Source organism: Paraflavitalea devenefica (genome assembly GCF_011759375.1).
In the GTDB taxonomy this organism is placed as follows: domain Bacteria; phylum Bacteroidota; class Bacteroidia; order Chitinophagales; family Chitinophagaceae; genus Paraflavitalea; species Paraflavitalea devenefica.
In genome coordinates, this window is the sequence record NZ_JAARML010000001.1 from 1,519,676 (window position 1) to 1,540,096 (window position 20,421).

Consider the following 20,421-nt stretch of genomic DNA (forward strand, 5'->3'; position numbering starts at 1 on the left):
CTCTGAATGTTGAAAATCGGGCATTTTGCCAGGGTTTCAAAACTCACCACTCACCGCTTTTTTTGTAATTTTATAGTATGAGTGAACCAGTAACAGCTCCGGTATTAACAGCTAAGGATTTTGCCACCGACCAGGAAGTTCGTTGGTGTCCCGGCTGTGGTGATTATTCCATCCTGGCACAGGTGCAGAAGATCATGCCGGGACTGGGCATTCCCAAAGAGAACATTGTGATTATATCCGGCATCGGCTGCAGCAGCCGGTTCCCTTATTACATGAACACGTATGGGATGCACTCTATCCATGGACGGGCTACAGCGGTTGCCAGCGGACTCAAAGCTGCCCGCCCGGAACTGAGCGTATGGATCGTTACCGGTGATGGCGACGGGCTCAGCATTGGCGGCAATCATACCATCCACCTGCTGCGCCGCAACTTCGATGTCAATATCATGCTGTTCAATAACCAGATCTATGGCCTTACCAAAGGGCAATATTCTCCTACTTCAGAAGAACAGAAAATAACCAAGTCAACTCCTTATGGCAGTATAGACCATCCGTTCAACCCCCTCGCATTGGCCATGGGGGCAGATGCTACTTTTATTGCACGTACCATGGACCGCGATCCCAAACACCTGCAGGAAGCACTCATCCGCAGCCATCAACACAAAGGGGCTTCCTTCCTGGAGATCTACCAGAACTGCAATATTTTCAATGATGGTGCTTTTGAAGCCTTTACAGAGAAAGCTACCAAGCCCGATAACACCCTGTTCCTGGAGCAGGGTAAGCCGCTCATTTTTGGTGCACAGAAGAATAAGGGCATCAAACTGGATGGTTTCAGGCCGGTAGTGGTGGAACTGGGTGAAGGTGCCAGTGCTGATGACCTGTGGGTCCATGATGACCGGGATTTTTATAAAGCCCAGATCCTCATTCGCATGTTTGATGATCCCCGGGTGGAAGGCCACCTGCCCCGCCCGTTTGGCGTTTTTTATGAAACTGACCGCCCTTGCTATGAAGACGTAATGGACCTGCAAATACAGGAAGTGATCCAATCAAAAGGCAAGGGAGACCTTGACAAACTCTTACGCGGTCATGAGACCTGGACAATAGCCTGATCGTTTCTTTACCTTCCCGGCAAAACAATACTGAAAACAAAAAAGCCAGCGATGGAAATCGCCGGCCTGTGCTTACCTCTGAAACCACAAAAAGAAAGAAGGTAACTATATATTTTGTATATATAAATCAGTTTAAGGATACCTACTGGTCTTGAATTGGATTATGTCTAACGTGGTGAAGGAATCTTAAAAGCAGCTCGGCATAACAGGTAATATGCCGGAAGCAAATATTCTTCTTGTTCAGACGAGCACTTTTAGCACTTCACTTAGGTGTTCTGCTTATACGGTGAAGTAGAAGCAGTTAGTTTTGGCGTTAACAGCAATAATTGAATTGCCAAAACTCACAGGGTCGTAAACAACGTAACAGAGGTAATAAAACATTCACAAGGGTAGCAAACACACAATAACACAATATTGTACAGATCACATTTGTGCTTTCTTTTCGATAGTACTGGAAATTGGATGGTTGGAATGAGGAGATTGGAGATTTCAGGTGCTTTACAGGTGTGAATAGTGTTTCAGCACATAAGCAGGGTAAAAGTAAAGACTGTTTTCTTAAAAATCAATATTTTCTTCAAGAATTTTTAATGAGCAGGGTATTTAAACCCATTTATTAAGAAAGATCAATTGTACTTTAAAACCAATTTATTGACGCTATGTTAAAGCTCACTGGCGCTTAAAAAGCGTTTTATCGGGCAACCTGGTCGGCCACTTCATGCAGGGTCAGTTCTTTCCCTGCTGCTTTGAATATCTTTTCCTTCTTATAACCATACCACCATTTGGGCGCCGTTTTCTTCATAAGGGTATCAATGCTGCGCATACCAAACAGGTTCCAGGCTCCCTGTAACTTGCCGCTAAAAGAAGACTGTAATGCCCTTAAACTCATGGCAAAGCCACTGTCCAGGTACTCCATGTGATGCCAGTAACCGGCGGGCATAAACAAAGTATCACCATGATCCAGTATCACCTCATAGCCCTCGGCCAGCTTTAAGGCCGGGAATTGGTGGTAATCCGGATTGCCATTTTCGTAATAATGTGAAAAGTCGGCCAGGCTCAACACTTCAAAAGGCTTGCGGTATAACTTGTACTGTTCTTCAAAAGGAAATAACAGCACTTTCTTCCGTCCTGCAAACTGGGTGTGTAAAATATGCGACATATCGATGTCGAAGTGCATGTGGGTAATGCTCGTAGCCCCTCCCGTAAACAGCATGGGATACTTCTTTACAAAGCCTTTCATCAGGTGCTCGGGCCAGGTAAAATCCTGGGTAAGGTCTGGCGCATGGTCAAAAATATTGAACAGGAAAATGCGCCAGCCGGCCGGCCCCTGGCTGATCATGTCAATATACTCGCCAAAGGTTTTATAGTCATCCGCCGTATTGATAGGCGTATAGGCATCGCTTTTTACGTTATTGTACAGGCCCACGCGTTTATCGCCCACCTTATCTTTAAAGTAATTCCAGTTCCATCTGGAATAAGCCGGCCAGTTCTTTGCCAGGTTATTGATCACCACCGGCTTCATGGGTTTGTAATAATGCTGCTGAAACTCCTCTCCGCTTATATTTTCTACTCGCTCAACAGGTTGTAAACGCATGGAAAAAAATTTTGCGCAAATTTAATATTAAATCCATTTATGGTTTTCCGCCTCCCCGAATATATTGATAATGTGACAACTGTGGAATTTTAATAGTGGCTTTTTTTTACCATCCGGGACCAGTTTTTGCAGTTTTATAACATTTACCGCTAAATTTATGGCATGCTGCTACACCTTCACCCTGATAATCCACAGCCCCGTAACATTCAAACCATTGTATCCGCTTTGTCCAAAGGTGGGATTATTATCTATCCCACTGATACTATTTATGGTCTGGGCTGTGATATTTACCAGCAGAAGGCCATCGAGCGTATCTGCCGCATCAAGCAGGTAAATCCTCAAAAAGCACAACTGTCGTTTATTTGCTATGACCTTAGTGACCTCAGCCAATACACCAAAAGCATTTCCACACCCCTCTACCGGATGCTGAAAAGTTACCTGCCGGGACCTTATACCTTCATCCTGCCTGCCAGTAAAGAAGTGCCTAAGATCCTGAAAAGCAAAAAGGACACCATCGGTATCCGGGTGCCTGATAACAACATTGCCCGGGCTATTGTGAAGGAATTGGGGCATCCGATCTTAAGTACCACCCTGCCCGGTGACATGGTGGAAGAATATACCGACCCGGAATTGATGTATGCCAACTTTGAAAAACAAGTGGATATAGTAGTGGATGGCGGTATTGGCGGTATGGTGCCTTCCACCGTCATTGACTGTACCGGTGAGGAGCCTGTTATCATCAGACAGGGCGCCGGTGAATGGGTGGCCGGATAATTGGCTGTATATTCGCTGGCCGAATAAGCCTGATTATGAACGCTTCATTAAGTGAATACCAACGTTATTTCCCTGCTTCTTTTGAACTTGAAACACCCCGTGTGCGGCTCCGCCTGCTGCAGCCTGAGGATTATGATATCCTGCTGCCATTGGCACAATCCAAAGACATCTGGAAATACTTTACCAAAGAGCTGAGTGATCCGCAGGAAATGCGCGCCTGGATAGCAGAACTGCTGAAAGAGCGGGAAGATGGAAAGCGTATGCCTTTCGTCATCATTGATAAGGATACAAGCGAAATATGCGGCAGTACCAGTTACCTCAATATTTCCTTCTACGATAAACGTCTTGAAATAGGCTCCAGTTGGCTGGGTCAATCCTTCATTGGTATGGGGGTGAACAAACAGGCCAAGTTTGCTTTGCTGAGCTATGCATTTGGCGTTATGAAAATGGAGCGCGTTGAGATCAAGACCGATAACCTCAATGAACGCGCCAAAGCGGCCCTGCTGAAAGTGGGGATGATACCCGAAGGCGTATTGCGTAGCCACATGCAAATGCATTCCAACCGCCGCCGCGATACTATCTACTTCAGCATCATCAAAAATGAATGGGAGGAAAGGAGGGCCAGCTTCTTCCCGGAAATGATATAATACCTTACAGGTCCAGTTCAAGCTGGGAAGGCAGGCATTGGAACGACTTGCGGTGGTAGGGGCTCAGACCATGCTCTTCTATAGCGGTGCGGTGCTGCAGGGTGGCATAACCCTTATTGGAATCCCATTTATATTGGGGAAACTGCTGGTGCAGTTGCTTCATATAATCATCCCGGTAGGTCTTGGCCAATATACTGGCGGCGGCTATGGAAGCATAAATACCGTCACCCTGAATAATGCATTCATGCGGGATGCCTGCATACGTGGTAAAGCGATTACCATCAATCAGCAGCAACTGTGGCTTGGTGGTCAACTGGTCAATGGCCAGGTGCATGGCCTTGAAGGAGGCTTTCAGAATATTAATGGCATCAATCACTTCATGGTCCACGATACCTACTGCATAGCTCATCGCTTCCTTTTCTATCACAGGCCTTAGTTCATACCGGTGTTCTTCTGTAACCTGTTTGGAGTCATTCAGCAGGGGATGATAGAAATCTTTCGGCAGGATAACGGCAGCCGCGAATACCGGACCTGCCAGGCAACCCCGGCCGGCTTCATCGCAGCCAGCTTCTATCAATTTATTCTGGTGGAAAGATTTCAGCACGGATAAACTTTGGACCAAAAATACAGGAGGAATATATTCCCAGCTAATCATAAAGCCTCATTTTACCCACATTCCACAGAAAAGGTGATGCGTCACCTCATAAACTAACCTTACCTTTCCGCACTTTTTTACGGGCATGGCAATACTGGGATACCTCATAGCTGTATTAATTGGTCTTTCATTGGGCCTGATAGGCGGTGGCGGTTCTATCATCACCGTACCGGTGTTGGTGTACCTGCTGAAAGTAGAACCTGTATCAGCTACCATGTATTCCTTATTCGTAGTAGGTAGTTGCAGCCTTGTTGGTTCTGCCAAAGCCTACAAAAAAGGGCTGGTGGATACGCCGGTAGTATTTGTTTTTGGAGGCGCTTCCATGTTATCTGTATTCATTGCGCGCCACTACCTCGTACCGCTGCTGCCGGATTACTTATTCTCCATCGGCGATATCACTGTTACCAAGTCCACTTTTCTCATGCTGGCATTTGCTTTCCTCATGCTCGTCACCTCCGTTTCCATGATCCGCGCTGCTGTCCGTCCCCCAATGATACCAGTGCCCGGACAGGATCAGGCCAGGAAGATGTTGCCGCTTTTTGCGCAGGGGGCCGCTGTAGGGGCTGTGACCGGACTGTTGGGCGCCGGTGGCGGGTTCCTTATCATTCCGGCATTGGTACTATTTGGTAAACTGCCTATGAAAACAGCCGTCGGGTCTTCACTTACCATTATGACCTTCAGTTCCTTGTTTGGCTTTTTCAGTACCCTTGCACAATATACCATCAACTGGGCACTGTTGCTCAGCTTCACCGCTATTGCCGTTGGAGGCATCTTTATTGGTATGAAATTGTCAGATAAGATATCTCCCAACTCACTTAAAAAAGGCTTTGGCTGGTTTGTGCTCATCGTGGCTGTGCTCGTTATTATCCGCGAGATCTTCTTCGCATAAGTTTTTGCATCATTAACGCTTCAACCGGTATTTATTAAGTAAATTAGATCAGGATTTGCTGAACGAAACCTATTAGATCTTACCACGCCTGGATATCTTTCTCTTATAGAGTAGTGAGCTGACGTTCAACCTTACGTCACCCAACATTACAAAATCCTCTATCAGGTTCATCACAGCCTCTATATCCTTCCATTGTTCATTATTGCGTTTGCAGTAACGGTCGGCAATTTATTCTAACACATTAACCATTTGGCCGGAATCCCCGCTTTCGGGGATGTCCTGTTGCACTTTCAGGGATTGTATAACCCCTGGAGTGTAGTGAATTTTGTTTTGTTCATTAAAAATAACTTGTTATGCAAAACAATGATCTGAACGTATCATCCCGCCGTGGTTTCCTGGGCACCCTGGCCACCGGCGCTGCTGCACTGGGAGTAACAACACTGGCTACGCCCTTTAGCATGATGGCATCTCCCGGATTTACACCGGATGAAATAACTGGTGCGGAAGAATGGTTCAATAAAATTAAAGGCAAACACCGTATTGTATTTGATGCAACAGAGCCACATGATATTTTCCCTTTTGCCTGGCCGCGTGTGTTTTTGCTTACCAATGCTGCCACTGGCACTGTGGAAAAAGATTGCAGCGTAGTGGTTGTATTGCGCCATGCTGCTATTCCCTATGCTATGGAAGACAAGCTATGGGCTAAATATAACTTTGGCGAAATGTTTAAAGCAGAAGATCCGGCTACTAAACAACCTGCCATGCGTAATCCGTTCTGGAAACCCAAACCAGGCGATTTTAAAATACCTGGAATTGGCAATGTGTCCATAGGCATTAATGAATTGCAGGACAGTGGGGTGATGTTTTGTGTATGTGATGCCGCCATGACGGTATACAGTGCTATTGTGGCCGGGAAAATGAATATGGAACCGGCAGATGTGAAGAAAGAATGGGTGGCCGGACTATTGCCTAATATTCCGCCAATGCCTTCCGGTGTATGGGCTGTGAACAGGGCGCAGGAGAAAGGTTGTTCCTATTGTTTTGTGAGATAACCTCCACCCGCTTTAAACCGTTTTTATGCCACGCAAGATGCACACGGGATTCCTGGTGGCAGGCGTGGTGGTTATCGCATTGACAATAATGATTGAAGCGTGTTCTCCGGGCCAGGAGAAAAACAGGCAGCCGGTTTCCGGATTGCCTGAATGGCCTTGGGAAGCACCCGACACTGCCTCCATTCCATTTACCGCAGAAGGGGATCTGATCCGTTATGGCCGCTCATTGATCGCCAAAACAGCCCATTACCTGGGACCAGAGGGAATTGTGCGACCCATTTCCAATGGTATGAATTGTCAGAACTGTCACCTCGATGCAGGTACCAGGCCCTGGGGTAATAACTATAGTGCAGTAGCTGCTACCTACCCGCGTTATCGTGACCGCAGCGGCACAATTGAGTCTGTTGAAAAGAGAGTCAATGATTGCTTACAGCGCAGCCTCAACGGCAGCCCGTTGGATAGCAATAGCCATGAGCTGAAAGCCATGGTAGCCTATATAAAATGGGTGGGCAGTAAAGTGCCGGCCAACAAAAAGCCACTGGGCGTTGGCATCAGCAGCCTGCCTTATCTTGACCGGCCTGCTGACAGCGCCAGGGGCAGGCTTGTTTATGATCAGTATTGCCAGCGCTGTCATGGAACGAAAGGACAGGGCATGCCCGATTCCATTGGCCCGGGTTACCGGTATCCTCCCCTATGGGGAAAGAATAGTTATAATACCGGTGCAGGCATTTACCGGCTTTCCAGGCTGGCTGGTTATGTGAGAGACAATATGCCTTATGATGAAGCTTCTCATCTTAAACCGGTGCTTAGTGATGAAGAGGCATGGGATGTGGCTGCTTTCATTAATACACAGGCCAGGCCTTTAAAAGCTTTTCCCGGAGACTGGCCCGATATCCGTACCAAACCGGTGGACCATCCTTTTGGTCCCTTCCCTGATACATTCCCGGAACAGCAACATAAGTACGGCCCCTTTAAGCCCATCGGTGAATCCAAAACAAAAGCGAAACAATAAACCACTCTAAAAACCTCCGCGTATGAAAAAGTATAGTTGTTTAGCCGCGTTTTTAATACTGGTCTCCGTTGTAAGTGCCCAATCGCCCGACTACCGGGTAGTATTTGACATTACCAGTAAGGATACCATGGCGCATCATACGGTTGTGCGCCAGGTAAGCGGCATCCTCAAAGCAAACCCGGATGCCAAACTGGAAATCGTCATCTATGGCGGCGCACTGGACCTTGTGATAAAAAATAAATCGGTAGTAGCGCCGGCCATCCAGGAGCTCTCCAAAAAAGCTACTTTTAAAGTGTGTGATGTTACCATGCAGCGGTACAAAGTGGGAAAGGACCAGCTTATAGCTGGTGTGGAAACCGTACCCGATGGCATATATGAAATCATAACCCGGCAAAGGGACGGTTGGGGATATATTAAAGTAAGTCCGTAATGGGTAGTATCCTGTACCTTTGCGGGCGCTATGGATACAAATACCCAATACCCGGCGCCTGATTCACCCGCAGCTATAAAAACCAATCCGGATACAAAGCCCCGGCGCTATGTATCCAACTGGATCCTGATTGGGGTGTTCATGTTACTCATACAGGTGGTGCTGGGTGGTATTACCCGTTTAACGGGTTCCGGCTTGTCCATTACCGAATGGAATGTAGTAACCGGCGCCCTGCCTCCACTGAATGAACAGCAATGGGTACAGGAGTTCAATAAATACAAACAAACCCCCCAGTTCCTGTTGCTCAATTCCGAGTTTACCTTATCCGACTTTAAATTTATATTCTTCTGGGAATGGTTTCACCGTTTCTGGGCCCGGTTGATTGGTGTGGTATTCGTCGTGGGCTTTGTGTACCTGGTATCCAAAAAATACCTGAAGCGGGAAATGCAGCAACCCTTGTTGTTCCTGTTCATCTTTGGCGCCTTCCAGGGTGCTATTGGCTGGATCATGGTAGCCAGCGGCCTCACCGGCGATGCTGTATACGTGAAACCCACCCGCCTTGCCCTCCATTTTATCTTTGCACTGGCGCTTATCTGTTACGCCTTCTGGTTTGCCCTGCAATTGCGGGTACGTGAAAACCAGAAAATGGTAGCGCCTTCCTTACGCAACTGGACCTCGTGGCTCATTGGGTTATTATTCCTGCAACTCATCTTCGGTGCTTTAATGGCAGGTCACAAAGCAGCTATGGCTGCCCCTACCTGGCCGGATATTAATGGAGATTTAATACCGCCCGGTCTGTTCAGGGAAACGCCTCTTTTGCTCAACTTCTTCGAAAATAAGATCACCATTCATTTTATACACCGCGGCCTGGCCTATTTACTATTGGTGCTTATTATTGGATATACCATCAAGGCATTCCGGCTTCGCCCGGTAAGCCATACCCTGCAAAAGGCCCGCCTGTTGCCACTTATACTGGTATTGCTGCAGGTGGTATTGGGGATCGTTTCCCTGCTCACCAGTCCCGGTATTGTGCCTCAAAAATGGGGCGTTTTTGAATGGATGGCTCAATTGCACCAGGTAGTGGGAATGTTATTGCTGCTGAGCCTGGTGGCCATGCTCTACCTGCTTCCAAAAAGGTTGGCCCCTGCTGCATAATCAAACCGGTATCTTTTCGTTTTTTTGATAGTAAATTGAGAACCGAAAGTATTCCTGCAGCATGAAAATCTTTTTACGCGGATTATATCACTCGTTTCCCATCCAGCTTTTCCTGTTGCACTTTAAAAAGTACCAGGTGCTGCTGATCTTCTGGTTTGTGCTGTTCAGTACCGTGAATGGCACTTTCATGAAAAGCTTTGGGGCCGATTCCCTTTACCTGGCGCCTGAATACCTCGGGAAAGTGAATGCCCTAAGCGCCGCTTTTGTGGGGGTATCCATTGGCATCTTCATCATGAGCTGGAATATTACCACCTTCATCCTCTTCAGCCGTCATTTCCGTTTCCTGGCCACTACATCCAATCCTTTTTTAAAATATTGCATCAATAATGGCATCATCCCGCTGTTGTTCCTGTTATTCTACTTCAGCAAAGCTACCAGGTTTGCAGGTATCAAAGAGCTCATGAATACCGGTGAAATTGCCTTGCTGGTGGCTGGTTTTATTGGCGGGCTCATCCTCATCATCTCCATTTCCTTCTTCTATTTTTTCCGGGCCGATAAAACCATCATCCGTCGCCTTACCCCGGTCATCAGTAATCCGCAGTTATTCAAGGCGCAGTTCAGGAAGGGGGATGACAGGCTAACGCAAAGCCGCCTGGTAAAAGTGGAGTGGTACCTCAACTCGCTGTTCACCTTAAAAAAGGTACGGGATGTATCACACTATAGCCGGGAGTTTGTGGAAACCATCTTCAGCCGTCATCACTTCGCGGCTGTGCTGTCTATCTTTGTCGCCTTCATCTTTCTTATTGGGATGGGCTTTTGGCTCGATCATCCTTTATTTCAGTTGCCGGCAGCTTCGGGTATTACCTTGTTCTTTGCCATCCTCATAGCTGTATCGGGGGCGTTCTCTTATTTCATGCAAAGCTGGAGCATCCCGGTGCTCGTGCTACTCTTCTTTGTGCTCAATCTGCTGTATCGTTATAACATCATTGATCCCAGCAATAAGGCTTACGGGCTTAGCTACGACAATAAAGAGCATCGTCCAGCCTATACCCGGGAGAACCTGCTGGCTTTGTCCTCGCCTGAAAAAACAACGCAGGACAAAGAGAACATGATCCGGATACTGGAGCGTTGGAAGGCCAGGCAGGAAAACAAAAAGCCGGTGATGTTCATCATCAATACCAGTGGAGGCGGCAACCGCAGCGCCACCTTTACGATGAACGTACTGCAATACCTGGACAGCCTGAGCGATGGAGAACTGATGAGAAGAACAGCTTTTATTACTGGTGCTTCGGGCGGCATGCTGGGGGCTGCTTATTTCCGCGAATTAAGCAGGGAAAGGGAGAAAGGGAAGCAACTGCGGTTGCAGGATGATCGATATGTGGATGATATTTCCGGCGACCTGCTCAATGCGCTCTTTACTTCTTTTGTGGCCAGGGACCTGGCATCGCCTGCGCAAAAGTTCAACGTTAATGGCTACGAATATGTGAAAGACAGAGGCTATGCTTTTGAACAAAAGCTCAATGAGAATACCCATGGCTTGCTGAATAAACAACTCAGGCATTTGTATGATGATGAGGCGAGCGCCCGCACCCCGCTTATGCTGTTCAGTTCCGTCATAACCCAGGATAGCCGCAAGATGCTCATCAGCACCCAGCCCATGAGCTTTTTGATGAAGCCGGTATACGATACCAACAAGCTCTCCGAAATAGAACCGGATGCGGTTGACTACCAATCCATGTTTGCCGGCCAAAACCCGATGAACCTGCGCCTGCTCACCGCCTTGCGCATGAATGCCACCTTCCCCTATGTGCTGCCCAACGTATGGCTGCCTACCGATCCGGTCATTGACGTTATGGATGCCGGCCTGCGCGATAATTACGGATTGGAGACCACCATCCGCTTTTTGCAGGTGTTCCGGCATTGGATCCGGGAGAATACCAGTGGTGTGGTGCTCCTGCAGATCCGTGATAGGAAAATAGCCGGATGGGAGCCATATGAATCGGATAACATTACAGAGATAGCCACCAAGCCCATGTTGCTATTACAACACAACTGGTATAAAATGCAGGAATATTCACAAGCGGATCTCCTGTGTCTTTCGCAGGAAATATTCGGGCAACAGTTCTATAAATTATCCTTTACCTACCTGCCCAAAAAAGAAGATGCACGGGCGGCACTTAACTTCCACCTCACCAGGAGTGAAAAGCTGGACATCAATGAAGCGTTGTTCAGTACCAATAACCAGCAATCATTTCAATTCTTCAAGGAATTACTGAAGCCAAGGACCAACCCTCCCGCCAAGTAAATTATCTACAATGCGTGGATGAGCTTAAAATATTGTGGCAATACCTTAATCTGCAACCGGGTGGGTGTGTCGCGTGGCTCTCCGTCAATATGCATGGGAGCGTTGCCTATGTTGGATATTATAAGTTCTTCGGTTTGAAAATAGATCACGGGCGAGCGGAGGGAGTTTTCAATATGCCGTAGTTTGCCGGCCAATACCTGCCTCATCACCGTTAGGAGCAATAAAGGCTTGGCTACCTTCTTTACGATCACCACATCCAGTAAGCCATCGGACAATACTGCTTTGGGTGCAATCGTGAAATTGTTGCCAAACTGGTTACTGTTGGCAATGCTCACGAAAAAAGCCTCCGTGGTAAATGTTAATTTATTGGCGGCTATCTGGAAGGGGTAGGAGACTGCAGAAAAGAAATTGCGGGTAGTAAGGGAGGCGTAAGTGGCCAGTCCGCGCTTGGGTTGTTTGGCAAACTGGTGCGCTACCTGAGCATCAAACCCCAATCCGCACAACATACAGGCAAACTGGTCATTTACCATAAAAGCATCCGTGAGCCGGGCCTCGCCTGTAAAAACAATATTCAGCGCTTTTTCACTCGATTTGGGAATGCCGGCGGCAAAAGCCAGCCCATTCCCCGAGCCCATAGGTATAATGCCAAACTGAACATCCGTATCGGCCAATGCATGTACCACCTGGTTTACGGAACCGTCGCCCCCGCATACCACAATATCCGTAAAGCCTTCGGTAGTGACCTTTTTCCGGACCGCCTCATACTTCGCGTCAATATCGGTATCCATAATTTCAAAAGGGATACCTTTTGCCTTTGTATGCCGGGCAATCATCTGCTTCAGTGAACCTTTGCCCCTGGTGCCGGAAATAGGGTTAATGAGATAAATAATCTTTCTTGACATGCGGCTGCAAAATTCCAATAATTATGGGAAAAGAACGCGAAGAAAGTAAGATTGTTTTATGAATGTCATTGAATTAAGTGCAAATGAGAGGCGCCTGGAGGCAGGATTCACCTGAGGAGGTTATTCTGCTATATCTTTACGCATGTATGTGGCATAAGATTTTTAAACACACTGCAAAAGGAAAATATGTCAGAACATACCCATACAACCAACGATGTAGACAGTGCTGCGCAGCAAATATTGATGCATGCTTATAATGCCTTCAATGCCCGTGATGTGGAGGCTGCCCTTGTTTGCATGGACGTCGATGTAGATTGGCCCAATGGCATGGAAGGCGGTTACCTGTACGGGCACAAAGCCGTACATGATTACTGGGTGCGGCAATGGAATATGATTGATCCGCATGTAGACCCCGTGAGCTTCACCAATGGAGAAGATGGTAATATTATGGTAGAAGTACACCAGGTAGTATATGACCTGGAAGGAAACATCATCCTGGATGAAACCGTTTATCATTCCTACCTCATCCTGCAGGGGCTTATAAAGCGTATGGAAATACGAAAGAAGGAAGCAACGCTTTTAGATACACAGCGTGAGCCATTACCATTTCAATAAAGCGCTGGCCCAGGTAAAACCACTGCCAAAAGCAGCCAGGCATACCAGGTCGCCGTCTTTGACCTTTCCTTCCTGCCAGGCTTCACACAATGCGATCGGCACAGAGGCTGCCGTGGTATTGCCATACCGGTGTATATTATTGTACACCTGGTCGTCTGTCAATCCCAGCTTCTGTTGTACAAACTGGGCAATGCGCAGGTTGGCCTGGTGAGGTATCAGCATCCGGAGGTCCGAAGGCTGGTAGCCATTGGCTGTGAGTGCTTCCATAATTACTTCAGGAAACTTAACCACCGCTTTTTTAAATACGGAAGGACCATCCATAAAAGGGAAATTCTGGGCCTTGTCGATCATGGCATGGCTCATAAACATATCGGCTATTTCCGCCTCATTGAAATCGGCCAGTGGCTGGTCTACCCAGTGATTGGCATGGGTGCCGGGATTATACATGGCCAGTATTTCGGCGCTTTCTCCATCGCTGTGCAAGTGGGTGCTTAAAATGCCCTGGTTCTCCTTGTTGGCAGGTTGCAATACCACGGCTCCGGCGCCATCGCCAAAGATCACGCTTACATTCCGGCCACGGGTACTGAAGTCCAGTCCAAACGAGTGTTTCTCACTGCCAATCACCAGCACATTCTTATACATACCGCCTTTTATAAACTGGTCGGCCACACTTAAAGCATAGATAAAACCGCTGCATTGATTTCTTACATCCAGCGCCCCGATCTCTTTCATCTTCATGGCCCTTTGCACCAGTACGCCGCAACCGGGGAAATAATAGTCCGGGCTTAGGGTGGCAAACACGATAAAATCTATATCCTGTGGCGTAATGCCCGCCCGTTCTATGGCTATTTTGGCGGCTTCCACGCCCATGGTGGTAGTGGTCTCCTGTGTACGGTGGGCATAGCGGCGTTCTTTAATACCGGTCCTTTCCTGGATCCATTCATCACTCGTTTCCATGTATTTGGTAAGGTCCTGGTTCGTAACAACCTGTTCGGGTACATATAGGCCGATTCCGGCAATCCTGGAGCGTATCATAGGCAAGACATTTTAGCTGAACAAGTTAAGGAAAAGAAGATTGCACCGGAAATGAAACTATTGCAAAGGGAACCAATTAACGGGAAGCCTTGCTGGCTTTAGGCTACGGTCTTGTATCGATCATGGTACTACCATGGTAAGGTTACCTTAAGGTTTTCTTAGGGTTATCTTAGGATCATCCTCAGCTTTTAACCCTAGGAAAACCCTAAGAAAACCCTAGGATGACCCTAGGATGACCCTAGGATGACCCCAGGATGGCAGGTAGATGATAGTAGGATTGCCCTTACCTGACCGGTAGTTAATAGGGTCAGAACAAGCTATTATGAAATCGCTACCAGAAGAGGATTTAACTATAAGAAATATTGGTTTCCCGGTGAGCGGGAAATCCAGGTAAGAGAAAGATTATTAGTCTGTTAATGATTAGTTTTTGAGCGTGTCAATCTTTAAAACGTCCAACATAAAGCGGGTAATTTCCCTTTCAACGCCGGCAACGTCGTGCGACTTGATCCAGGAACCCATTACATGGTTGCCGGTTTTAGGCATGGCCGCCGCCCGCTTTTGGTCCGTGGCCGTACCCAGTTCGTCAAACATCTTCAGCGCTGCGGATACCTTCACTACACTGTCCTGGTGCACCTCGTCACGGTAATAATACAGCAGCAGGGTGGGTTGTTTTACCTTTTCAAAAGTGACTTTATTCATGGAGGTTTCCAGCAATTCCTCCAGGTTTACAGCCGCTTCCAGCCGGTAAGGGCTGTTCCAGTATTGCTTGTAAATAGCGCGTTTGTCTTCCGACTCCATATAATTCGATCCCGTCACCAGCCTGGCTATCTGCAATCCCCAGGGATTATTGAGCAGCCAGGCATTGGGATCATTAATGGCAATATTGGGCGATAACAAAACCAGCGCATATATCTGCTGCGGGTAGCTGGCCGCCAGCTTCAGGGCGAGGGTGCCGCCGGTGGAAGTACCTACCAGGATCACCTTATCGCCCAATTGCTCCCCAATGGCCAGCGCTTCCTGTGCGCTTTCCCAATATTTATCTGCGGTCAGGTTCACCAGGGCTTCCGGAGTATCAATACCATGTTCAGCCAGCCGGGACAGATACAAGTTGCAACCAAATTGCCGGGCAATATCCTTGTGTACCGGATCGCCTTCGCCCTGCGAGGCAGAAAAGCCATGCAGGTACACCAGCGAATAAGGTGTTTTGGTCCGGACTGAATCATTGGCCCAGATAATACGGGCTTCATTATCCGGCTTTATCTGGTGCTGTGCTTCATGAGTACGTACATATTGCTGAAGGGAATCGGCGGTGGCGGGTACCACCGGCATATCCAGGCGATAAGCAGGGTCTGCAGGTTTGGGGCCCATCAGGTAAACAATAACAATTACCAGGAGGGCGATAATCCACCATTTCTTCTTGAACATGCGGTAAATTTGTACGTTAAATTAACGCAAAAAGCCAGGCTTGCATAAATTATCAATCCATGAATTCCGAGACAGGTAAATACATCATACTCATTGGCTGTGGGGTGGTATTACTGGGGGTCATTATCTACTTTTTTCATGATAAATTACATTGGATAGGACGCCTGCCCGGCGATATTCGCGTAGAGAAGGAAAACGTACGGTTCTATTTCCCCATCACCACCATGATCCTGTTCAGCGTCCTGGTGAGTGTTATAGTGGCTATAGTAAGGAAATTCTTATAGTTAAATTGTCAATGTTTGGTTGCCGGATTCGGCCATACAAAGAAACGATTATCAAAATAATAAGTTTCCCCGATTCCTTGTCCCTCCCGCTGAATTAGCGTACTTTTGCGCCTCTTTTTGCCCGTTGAAAACCTGAATAGTAGCTAATCGCTTGCTGGCCAGTGGATCAACTTATTAACAAGTTAATTATGGAAATAAGAAATATAGCGATTATCGCCCACGTAGACCACGGAAAGACTACCCTGGTAGACAAGATCTTACACGCCACCAAAGTGTTCCGGGATAACCAGGAAACCGGTGAGCTGATCATGGATAGCAACGACCTGGAGCGTGAAAGAGGTATTACCATTTTCAGTAAGAATGCCTCCGTAACCTACAAGGGCGTTAAGATCAACGTGATAGATACCCCTGGCCACGCCGACTTTGGCGGTGAGGTAGAACGGGTATTGAAAATGGCCGACGGTGTTTGCCTGCTGGTAGACGCTTTTGAAGGCCCGATGCCACAGACGCGCTTTGTGCTGCAAAAGGCATTGCAACTGAACCTGAAGCCTATCGTGATCATCAATAAAGTAGATAAACCCAACTGCCGCCCCGATGAAGTACACGACGCGGTATTTGAGCTCTTCTTCAACCTCGATGCTACCGAAGAACAACTGGATTTCCCTACCTTCTATGGTTCCGGTAAGAACGGTTGGTTCAACGATTCCCTCACACAGATTGATAACATCAACCCGCTGCTGGATGGTATCCTGAAGCATGTGCCGCCACCCAAAGTAAATGAAGGACCTGTACAGATGCAGATCACTTCACTCGACTATTCTTCTTTCCTGGGCCGTATTGCCGTAGGTAAAGTAAGCCGTGGCGTTCTGAAAGAAAACCAGCCCATCGCTTTGATGCAAACCAATGGCACTATTAAGAAGTCAAGGGTTAAAGAATTATACGTATTTGAAGGCATGGGCAAGAAGCGGGTTACTGAAGTCGTGGCCGGCGACCTTTGCGCTGTAGTAGGTATTGAAGATTTTGGTATCGGTGATACCATTGCCGATGCAGAGAATCCCGAAGCATTACCGGTAATCAGCGTGGATGAGCCTACTATGAACATGCTGTTTTCCATCAACAACTCTCCGTTCTATGGCCGCGATGGTAAATTTGTTACCAGCCGTCACCTGCGCGACCGTCTCATGAAGGAAACAGAGAAAAACCTGGCCCTGCGCGTAAAAGAAGCAGAAGGTGGTGGTGATAGCTTCCTGGTATATGGCCGTGGTATCCTGCACCTGGGTATCCTCATCGAAACCATGCGCCGGGAAGGATATGAATTAACCGTGGGCCAGCCCCAGGTAATCGTAAAAGATATTGATGGTGTCAGGTCTGAACCATACGAAAACCTGGTAGTGGATGTACCCCAGGAATTTGCTTCCAAGGTAATTGACCTGGTAACACGCCGTAAAGGGGAGATGCAGATCATGGAAACCAAGGGCGAAATGCAGCACCTGGAATTTGAGATCCCTTCCCGTGGTTTGATCGGTTTACGTACCCAAATGCTTACCGCTACTACCGGTGAAGCTGTAATGGCGCACCGCTTTGTAGATTACAAGCCCTGGAAAGGCTCCATCCCCGGCCGCAATAACGGGGTGCTCATTTCCAAGAGCGCTGAAAAAACAACCGCTTACTCTATTGATAAGCTGCAGGACAGGGGTACCTTCTTCGTTGATCCGGGTGAAGACGTATACACTGGTCAGATCGTGGCTGAGAACATCAAGCCCGGCGACCTTGTAGTGAATGTAACGGAAGCCAAGAAGCTCACCAACCACCGCGCCAGCGGCAGTGATGATGCTACCCGCATCGCTCCCAAAACACTCATGACCCTGGAAGAATGTATGGAGTACATTCAGACCGATGAGTGTATTGAAGTGACGCCCAACTTCATCCGTATGCGTAAAGTGATCCTGGACGAAAATGAAAGGAACAAAGTGCAGAAGTCTATGAAGACGGAAGCAGTTTAAGAATACTGATATTAACTGATTATACAGGAGCCGTCTGAAAAGACGGCTTTTTTATGCATTTTGAAATAGGAAAAGAAATTTCTATTTTGGGGTTATATACATATTCCTATGAAGAATAAAGAAAAATACGCTGCTGTTATCCTGTTGTCGGTGCTGCAGGTATATAACATTGTCAGAAGCTTTGAATACTTCAAAACTTATTTTACCAACCTGGGTAATAGCTTCCGGTATGGTAACGGCTTAAACACCATACAAACGACAATGTATATACTGTTCGTTTTGCTGGACCTGGTATTGATCACTTTATTCTTCGCCTCCACCGGCCGGTACCAGGACAAAGTATATAAGTTGTTGCGTTATTTGTTCCTGGTCACTTTTTTCCTTTATATACCTTATACAATATATGCCTATACCTCGGGCAATGTCTATTTCCAGAGTTTTACTTTGCTGCAGAAGATATTACAAATTACATCGGTGCTTGCTAATATCGCCTGTGCGGTCTTGTTTTTGCGCGCGAAGCCGCAAACCCAGCCGCTTGCCATTAACCTGGCCGAATATGAACTGGTAAATTATACTTCCATGGGGCACCGGTTTGTACATCACCTGCTGGATATGTTATTCATCGTCCCGGTATTTTTGTTCTGGCGTGAGGTACTATATGTAAGGAATGAATACATGCTGGAGCTACTTTTCCTCCTGGTTTACCTGGTGTATTGCTTTTTATCGGAAGCCGTATTTCGCCAAACACTGGGTAAAATAGCCACTAATTCCTGTGTAACCTCCAATGGCCCCGATCTGACAGCCGGCCGGGTACTGTTGCGCACATTGGCCCGCCTGATCCCTTTTGACAGGGCCTCTTTTCTCTTCCGGGCCAACTGGCATGATAAAACAACCTATACATCCGTGGTATACATTGATACCTGGGAGAAAGTGTTTGAGGATTCAAACCCGGAGGACACGGCGGCTACCAGTAAATAAATAGGCTGGTTGCCAGGAAGCCTATGCGTGGGAGTTTTTGATATCCAGCGATACAATAACCCGGGTACCGGCAGGTGCTCCCTGTTCATCAATCAGGTCTTTCACCACTGCCTGGATCCGGGCATCATGGATCTCATTAATAATATGAATGCGTTCATCCGTTAGCTTAATGCCCTGTTTTTGTAAAGTGGCAATGCGGCCTGTCCTCGATTGAGCCGAAGCGGCGCGGCCAATACCATTGTCTTCAATACTCATAAACAGCTTATCATGGTTCAGCCAGTAATGCAGGTACAGCTCACCCCGCTCGTTTTCCTTGGGCATCAACCCATGCCAGATGGCATTTTCTACAAAGGGCTGCAGCAGTAAGGGCGGCACCATAATGGTACCACGGTTAATTTCATCACTTACGTTGATAATAACATCAAACTTATTGTTGAACCGTAATTGCTCCAGCTCTATATACAGTTCCAGCGATTTGATTTCCTGATCCAGCGATACCCATTCCGATTGGGCGCTGTCAAAGATCAGCCGGATAAGTTTGGAAAACTTCGTCAGGTAGCCGGATGCCTTCATGGGCTCATTCTTCAGGATGAAATTGCCAATGGAGTTTAGGCTGTTAAATACGAAATGCGGATTCATCTGCAGCCTCAATACGGCCAGCCTGTTCTCCGCGATCTTCCGGTTGTTTTCATGCAGCCGGATAGTGGTGGTGCGGTAGGCGTCTTCCACCTGTGAGCGGACAATCTTATTGGCGCAGAGGGAGGCAATTGTATTGAGGATAAAAAGGTGCTTGGGCTGGAAAAAGTGCTTCTCGTGATGTTCCGCATCAATAATGCCCAGCACTTTTCCCTGGTAAATAATGGGCACCGTTATTTCGGAATAACGCACATCGTCATCCACAATATACCGGGGGTCGGTAGTGGTGTCGCCGATCATTTCAGGAATACCGCTCACGGCCACACTCCCTACAATACCTTTCCCCAGGGGTATTTCAATGGGCTCATAGATCTCGTAATCGCGTGGATTCTTAGGGCCATAGGCGGCCTTTTGGACCAGTACTTTCCGTTCTTCGTCAACCAGGTAAATAACGCAATCTTCAAAATTGAGGTGGGAAATGCAGTTCTTGGTAACATCCCAGAGGATCTCATCAATGGTGTTTTTCCCAAATAGGGAAGTGGCGAAATAATTGATCGTCCGTTCAATCTCCAGGTCATCAGATTGATTGGATTTTCGCTGCTTCATCAATAGCCATACAAGTACCCCAGTGATGGCCAGCAGCATCGCTATTATCAGATAATACGTTGTCAAAGCTTTGCCTGGATTTTAATAGTTGCCTAAACCGTTACCAGCAAAATAGTACAGATTTGCCGATTATCCGCGGGTATTGAGTAGCTGGTCGTTTTTTCCCTGTGATCTACTCATTTAAACCAGTACCTAGTGCCTGTCAGTGGCTCATAATCAATAACCAATTGCAGGCAATTAACTACCATTGGCTCAGAAAGTGAGTTATATACTCACTCATAATTGGGTATACATAGTTTGTTTATTAGATTTACTCCG

Annotated in this window: 19 protein-coding genes; 13 read left to right on the plus strand and 6 right to left on the minus strand. The window is 47.3% G+C overall.

Translation table 11 applies throughout. From position 1 onward, the window contains the following. Positions 1-77 precede the first annotated feature (77 nt). Entirely contained in the window at positions 78-1,109 is a 1,032-nt protein-coding gene (locus HB364_RS06175) for a 2-oxoacid:ferredoxin oxidoreductase subunit beta (protein ID WP_167286994.1), read from the plus strand. Positions 1,110-1,797: 688 nt separating this feature from the next. Here the strand turns inward: HB364_RS06175 and HB364_RS06180 are convergent. Next, positions 1,798-2,700, minus strand: coding sequence for a cupin-like domain-containing protein (locus tag HB364_RS06180; protein WP_167286995.1), 903 nt, complete (start codon positions 2,698-2,700; stop codon positions 1,798-1,800). A 162-nt stretch (positions 2,701-2,862) separates the two neighbouring features. On the opposite strand from HB364_RS06180, the gene HB364_RS06185 reads away from it, so the two are divergent. Both HB364_RS06185 and HB364_RS06190 read left to right on the plus strand, forming a co-directional pair. After that, entirely contained in the window at positions 2,863-3,474 is a 612-nt protein-coding gene (locus HB364_RS06185; RefSeq protein WP_167286996.1) for an L-threonylcarbamoyladenylate synthase, read from the plus strand. Between the two features lie 35 nt (positions 3,475-3,509). Then, positions 3,510-4,121 (plus strand): GNAT family N-acetyltransferase, encoded by a 612-nt coding sequence (locus tag HB364_RS06190; RefSeq protein WP_167286997.1) that lies wholly within the window; start codon positions 3,510-3,512, stop codon positions 4,119-4,121. A 4-nt stretch (positions 4,122-4,125) separates the two neighbouring features. On the opposite strand, the gene HB364_RS06195 is transcribed toward HB364_RS06190, so the two are convergent. After that, the gene (locus tag HB364_RS06195; protein ID WP_317170682.1) at positions 4,126-4,725 is read right to left on the minus strand and encodes a ribonuclease HII; all 600 of its coding nucleotides are present in this window, start codon (positions 4,723-4,725) and stop codon (positions 4,126-4,128) included. Positions 4,726-4,861: 136 nt separating this feature from the next. On the opposite strand from HB364_RS06195, the gene HB364_RS06200 reads away from it, so the two are divergent. From HB364_RS06200 to HB364_RS06225, 6 genes are all read left to right on the plus strand, one after another. Next, positions 4,862-5,665 carry a sulfite exporter TauE/SafE family protein gene (locus HB364_RS06200; RefSeq protein WP_167286999.1) on the plus strand — a complete coding sequence of 268 codons (804 nt, stop codon included), beginning with the start codon at positions 4,862-4,864 and terminating at the stop codon, positions 5,663-5,665. A 353-nt stretch (positions 5,666-6,018) separates the two neighbouring features. After that, positions 6,019-6,717 (plus strand): twin-arginine translocation signal domain-containing protein, encoded by a 699-nt coding sequence (locus HB364_RS06205; RefSeq protein ID WP_167287000.1) that lies wholly within the window; start codon positions 6,019-6,021, stop codon positions 6,715-6,717. Between the two features lie 25 nt (positions 6,718-6,742). Then, entirely contained in the window at positions 6,743-7,729 is a 987-nt protein-coding gene (locus HB364_RS06210; protein WP_246228338.1) for a c-type cytochrome, read from the plus strand. A gap of 22 nt (positions 7,730-7,751) precedes the next feature. After that, positions 7,752-8,159 carry a DsrE family protein gene (locus HB364_RS06215; protein ID WP_167287001.1) on the plus strand — a complete coding sequence of 136 codons (408 nt, stop codon included), beginning with the start codon at positions 7,752-7,754 and terminating at the stop codon, positions 8,157-8,159. Between the two features lie 30 nt (positions 8,160-8,189). Next, complete coding sequence (locus HB364_RS06220; RefSeq protein WP_167287002.1) at positions 8,190-9,314, plus strand: COX15/CtaA family protein; 1,125 nt, start codon at positions 8,190-8,192, stop codon at positions 9,312-9,314. Between the two features lie 61 nt (positions 9,315-9,375). After that, positions 9,376-11,619 (plus strand): patatin-like phospholipase family protein, encoded by a 2,244-nt coding sequence (locus tag HB364_RS06225; protein WP_167287003.1) that lies wholly within the window; start codon positions 9,376-9,378, stop codon positions 11,617-11,619. Positions 11,620-11,624: 5 nt separating this feature from the next. Here HB364_RS06225 and HB364_RS06230 read toward each other — a convergent pair whose 3' ends face one another. Further along, on the minus strand, positions 11,625-12,521 hold the full coding sequence (locus HB364_RS06230) for a diacylglycerol/lipid kinase family protein (RefSeq protein ID WP_167287004.1): 897 nt from the start codon (positions 12,519-12,521) through the stop codon (positions 11,625-11,627). 186 nt (positions 12,522-12,707) lie between these two features. Here HB364_RS06230 and HB364_RS06235 point away from each other — a divergent pair, with 186 nt between their 5' ends. Continuing rightward, positions 12,708-13,136 (plus strand): ketosteroid isomerase, encoded by a 429-nt coding sequence (locus HB364_RS06235; RefSeq protein WP_167287005.1) that lies wholly within the window; start codon positions 12,708-12,710, stop codon positions 13,134-13,136. Here the strand turns inward: HB364_RS06235 and HB364_RS06240 are convergent. Then, positions 13,122-14,171 carry a 3-oxoacyl-ACP synthase III family protein gene (locus HB364_RS06240; protein WP_208419862.1) on the minus strand — a complete coding sequence of 350 codons (1,050 nt, stop codon included), beginning with the start codon at positions 14,169-14,171 and terminating at the stop codon, positions 13,122-13,124. The two genes, HB364_RS06235 and HB364_RS06240, sit on opposite strands and share 15 nt — an antisense overlap. A 420-nt stretch (positions 14,172-14,591) precedes the next feature. After that, complete coding sequence (locus HB364_RS06245; protein ID WP_167287007.1) at positions 14,592-15,596, minus strand: alpha/beta hydrolase; 1,005 nt, start codon at positions 15,594-15,596, stop codon at positions 14,592-14,594. 59 nt (positions 15,597-15,655) lie between these two features. On the opposite strand from HB364_RS06245, the gene HB364_RS06250 reads away from it, so the two are divergent. The 3 genes from HB364_RS06250 (at position 15,656) to HB364_RS06260 (ending at position 18,861) form a co-directional block, all read left to right on the plus strand. Continuing rightward, positions 15,656-15,880 (plus strand): DUF2905 domain-containing protein, encoded by a 225-nt coding sequence (locus HB364_RS06250; protein WP_167287008.1) that lies wholly within the window; start codon positions 15,656-15,658, stop codon positions 15,878-15,880. A gap of 188 nt (positions 15,881-16,068) precedes the next feature. Then, entirely contained in the window at positions 16,069-17,883 is a 1,815-nt protein-coding gene (gene typA / locus HB364_RS06255) for a translational GTPase TypA (RefSeq protein WP_208419863.1), read from the plus strand. A 108-nt stretch (positions 17,884-17,991) separates the two neighbouring features. After that, a complete protein-coding gene (locus HB364_RS06260) occupies positions 17,992-18,861 on the plus strand; it encodes an RDD family protein (RefSeq protein ID WP_167287009.1) in 870 nt (289 codons plus the stop codon). A 21-nt stretch (positions 18,862-18,882) separates the two neighbouring features. Here HB364_RS06260 and HB364_RS06265 read toward each other — a convergent pair whose 3' ends face one another. Further along, positions 18,883-20,169: a histidine kinase gene (locus tag HB364_RS06265; RefSeq protein WP_208419864.1), complete on the minus strand. Its 1,287-nt coding sequence runs from the start codon at positions 20,167-20,169 to the stop codon at positions 18,883-18,885. Positions 20,170-20,421 lie beyond the last annotated feature (252 nt).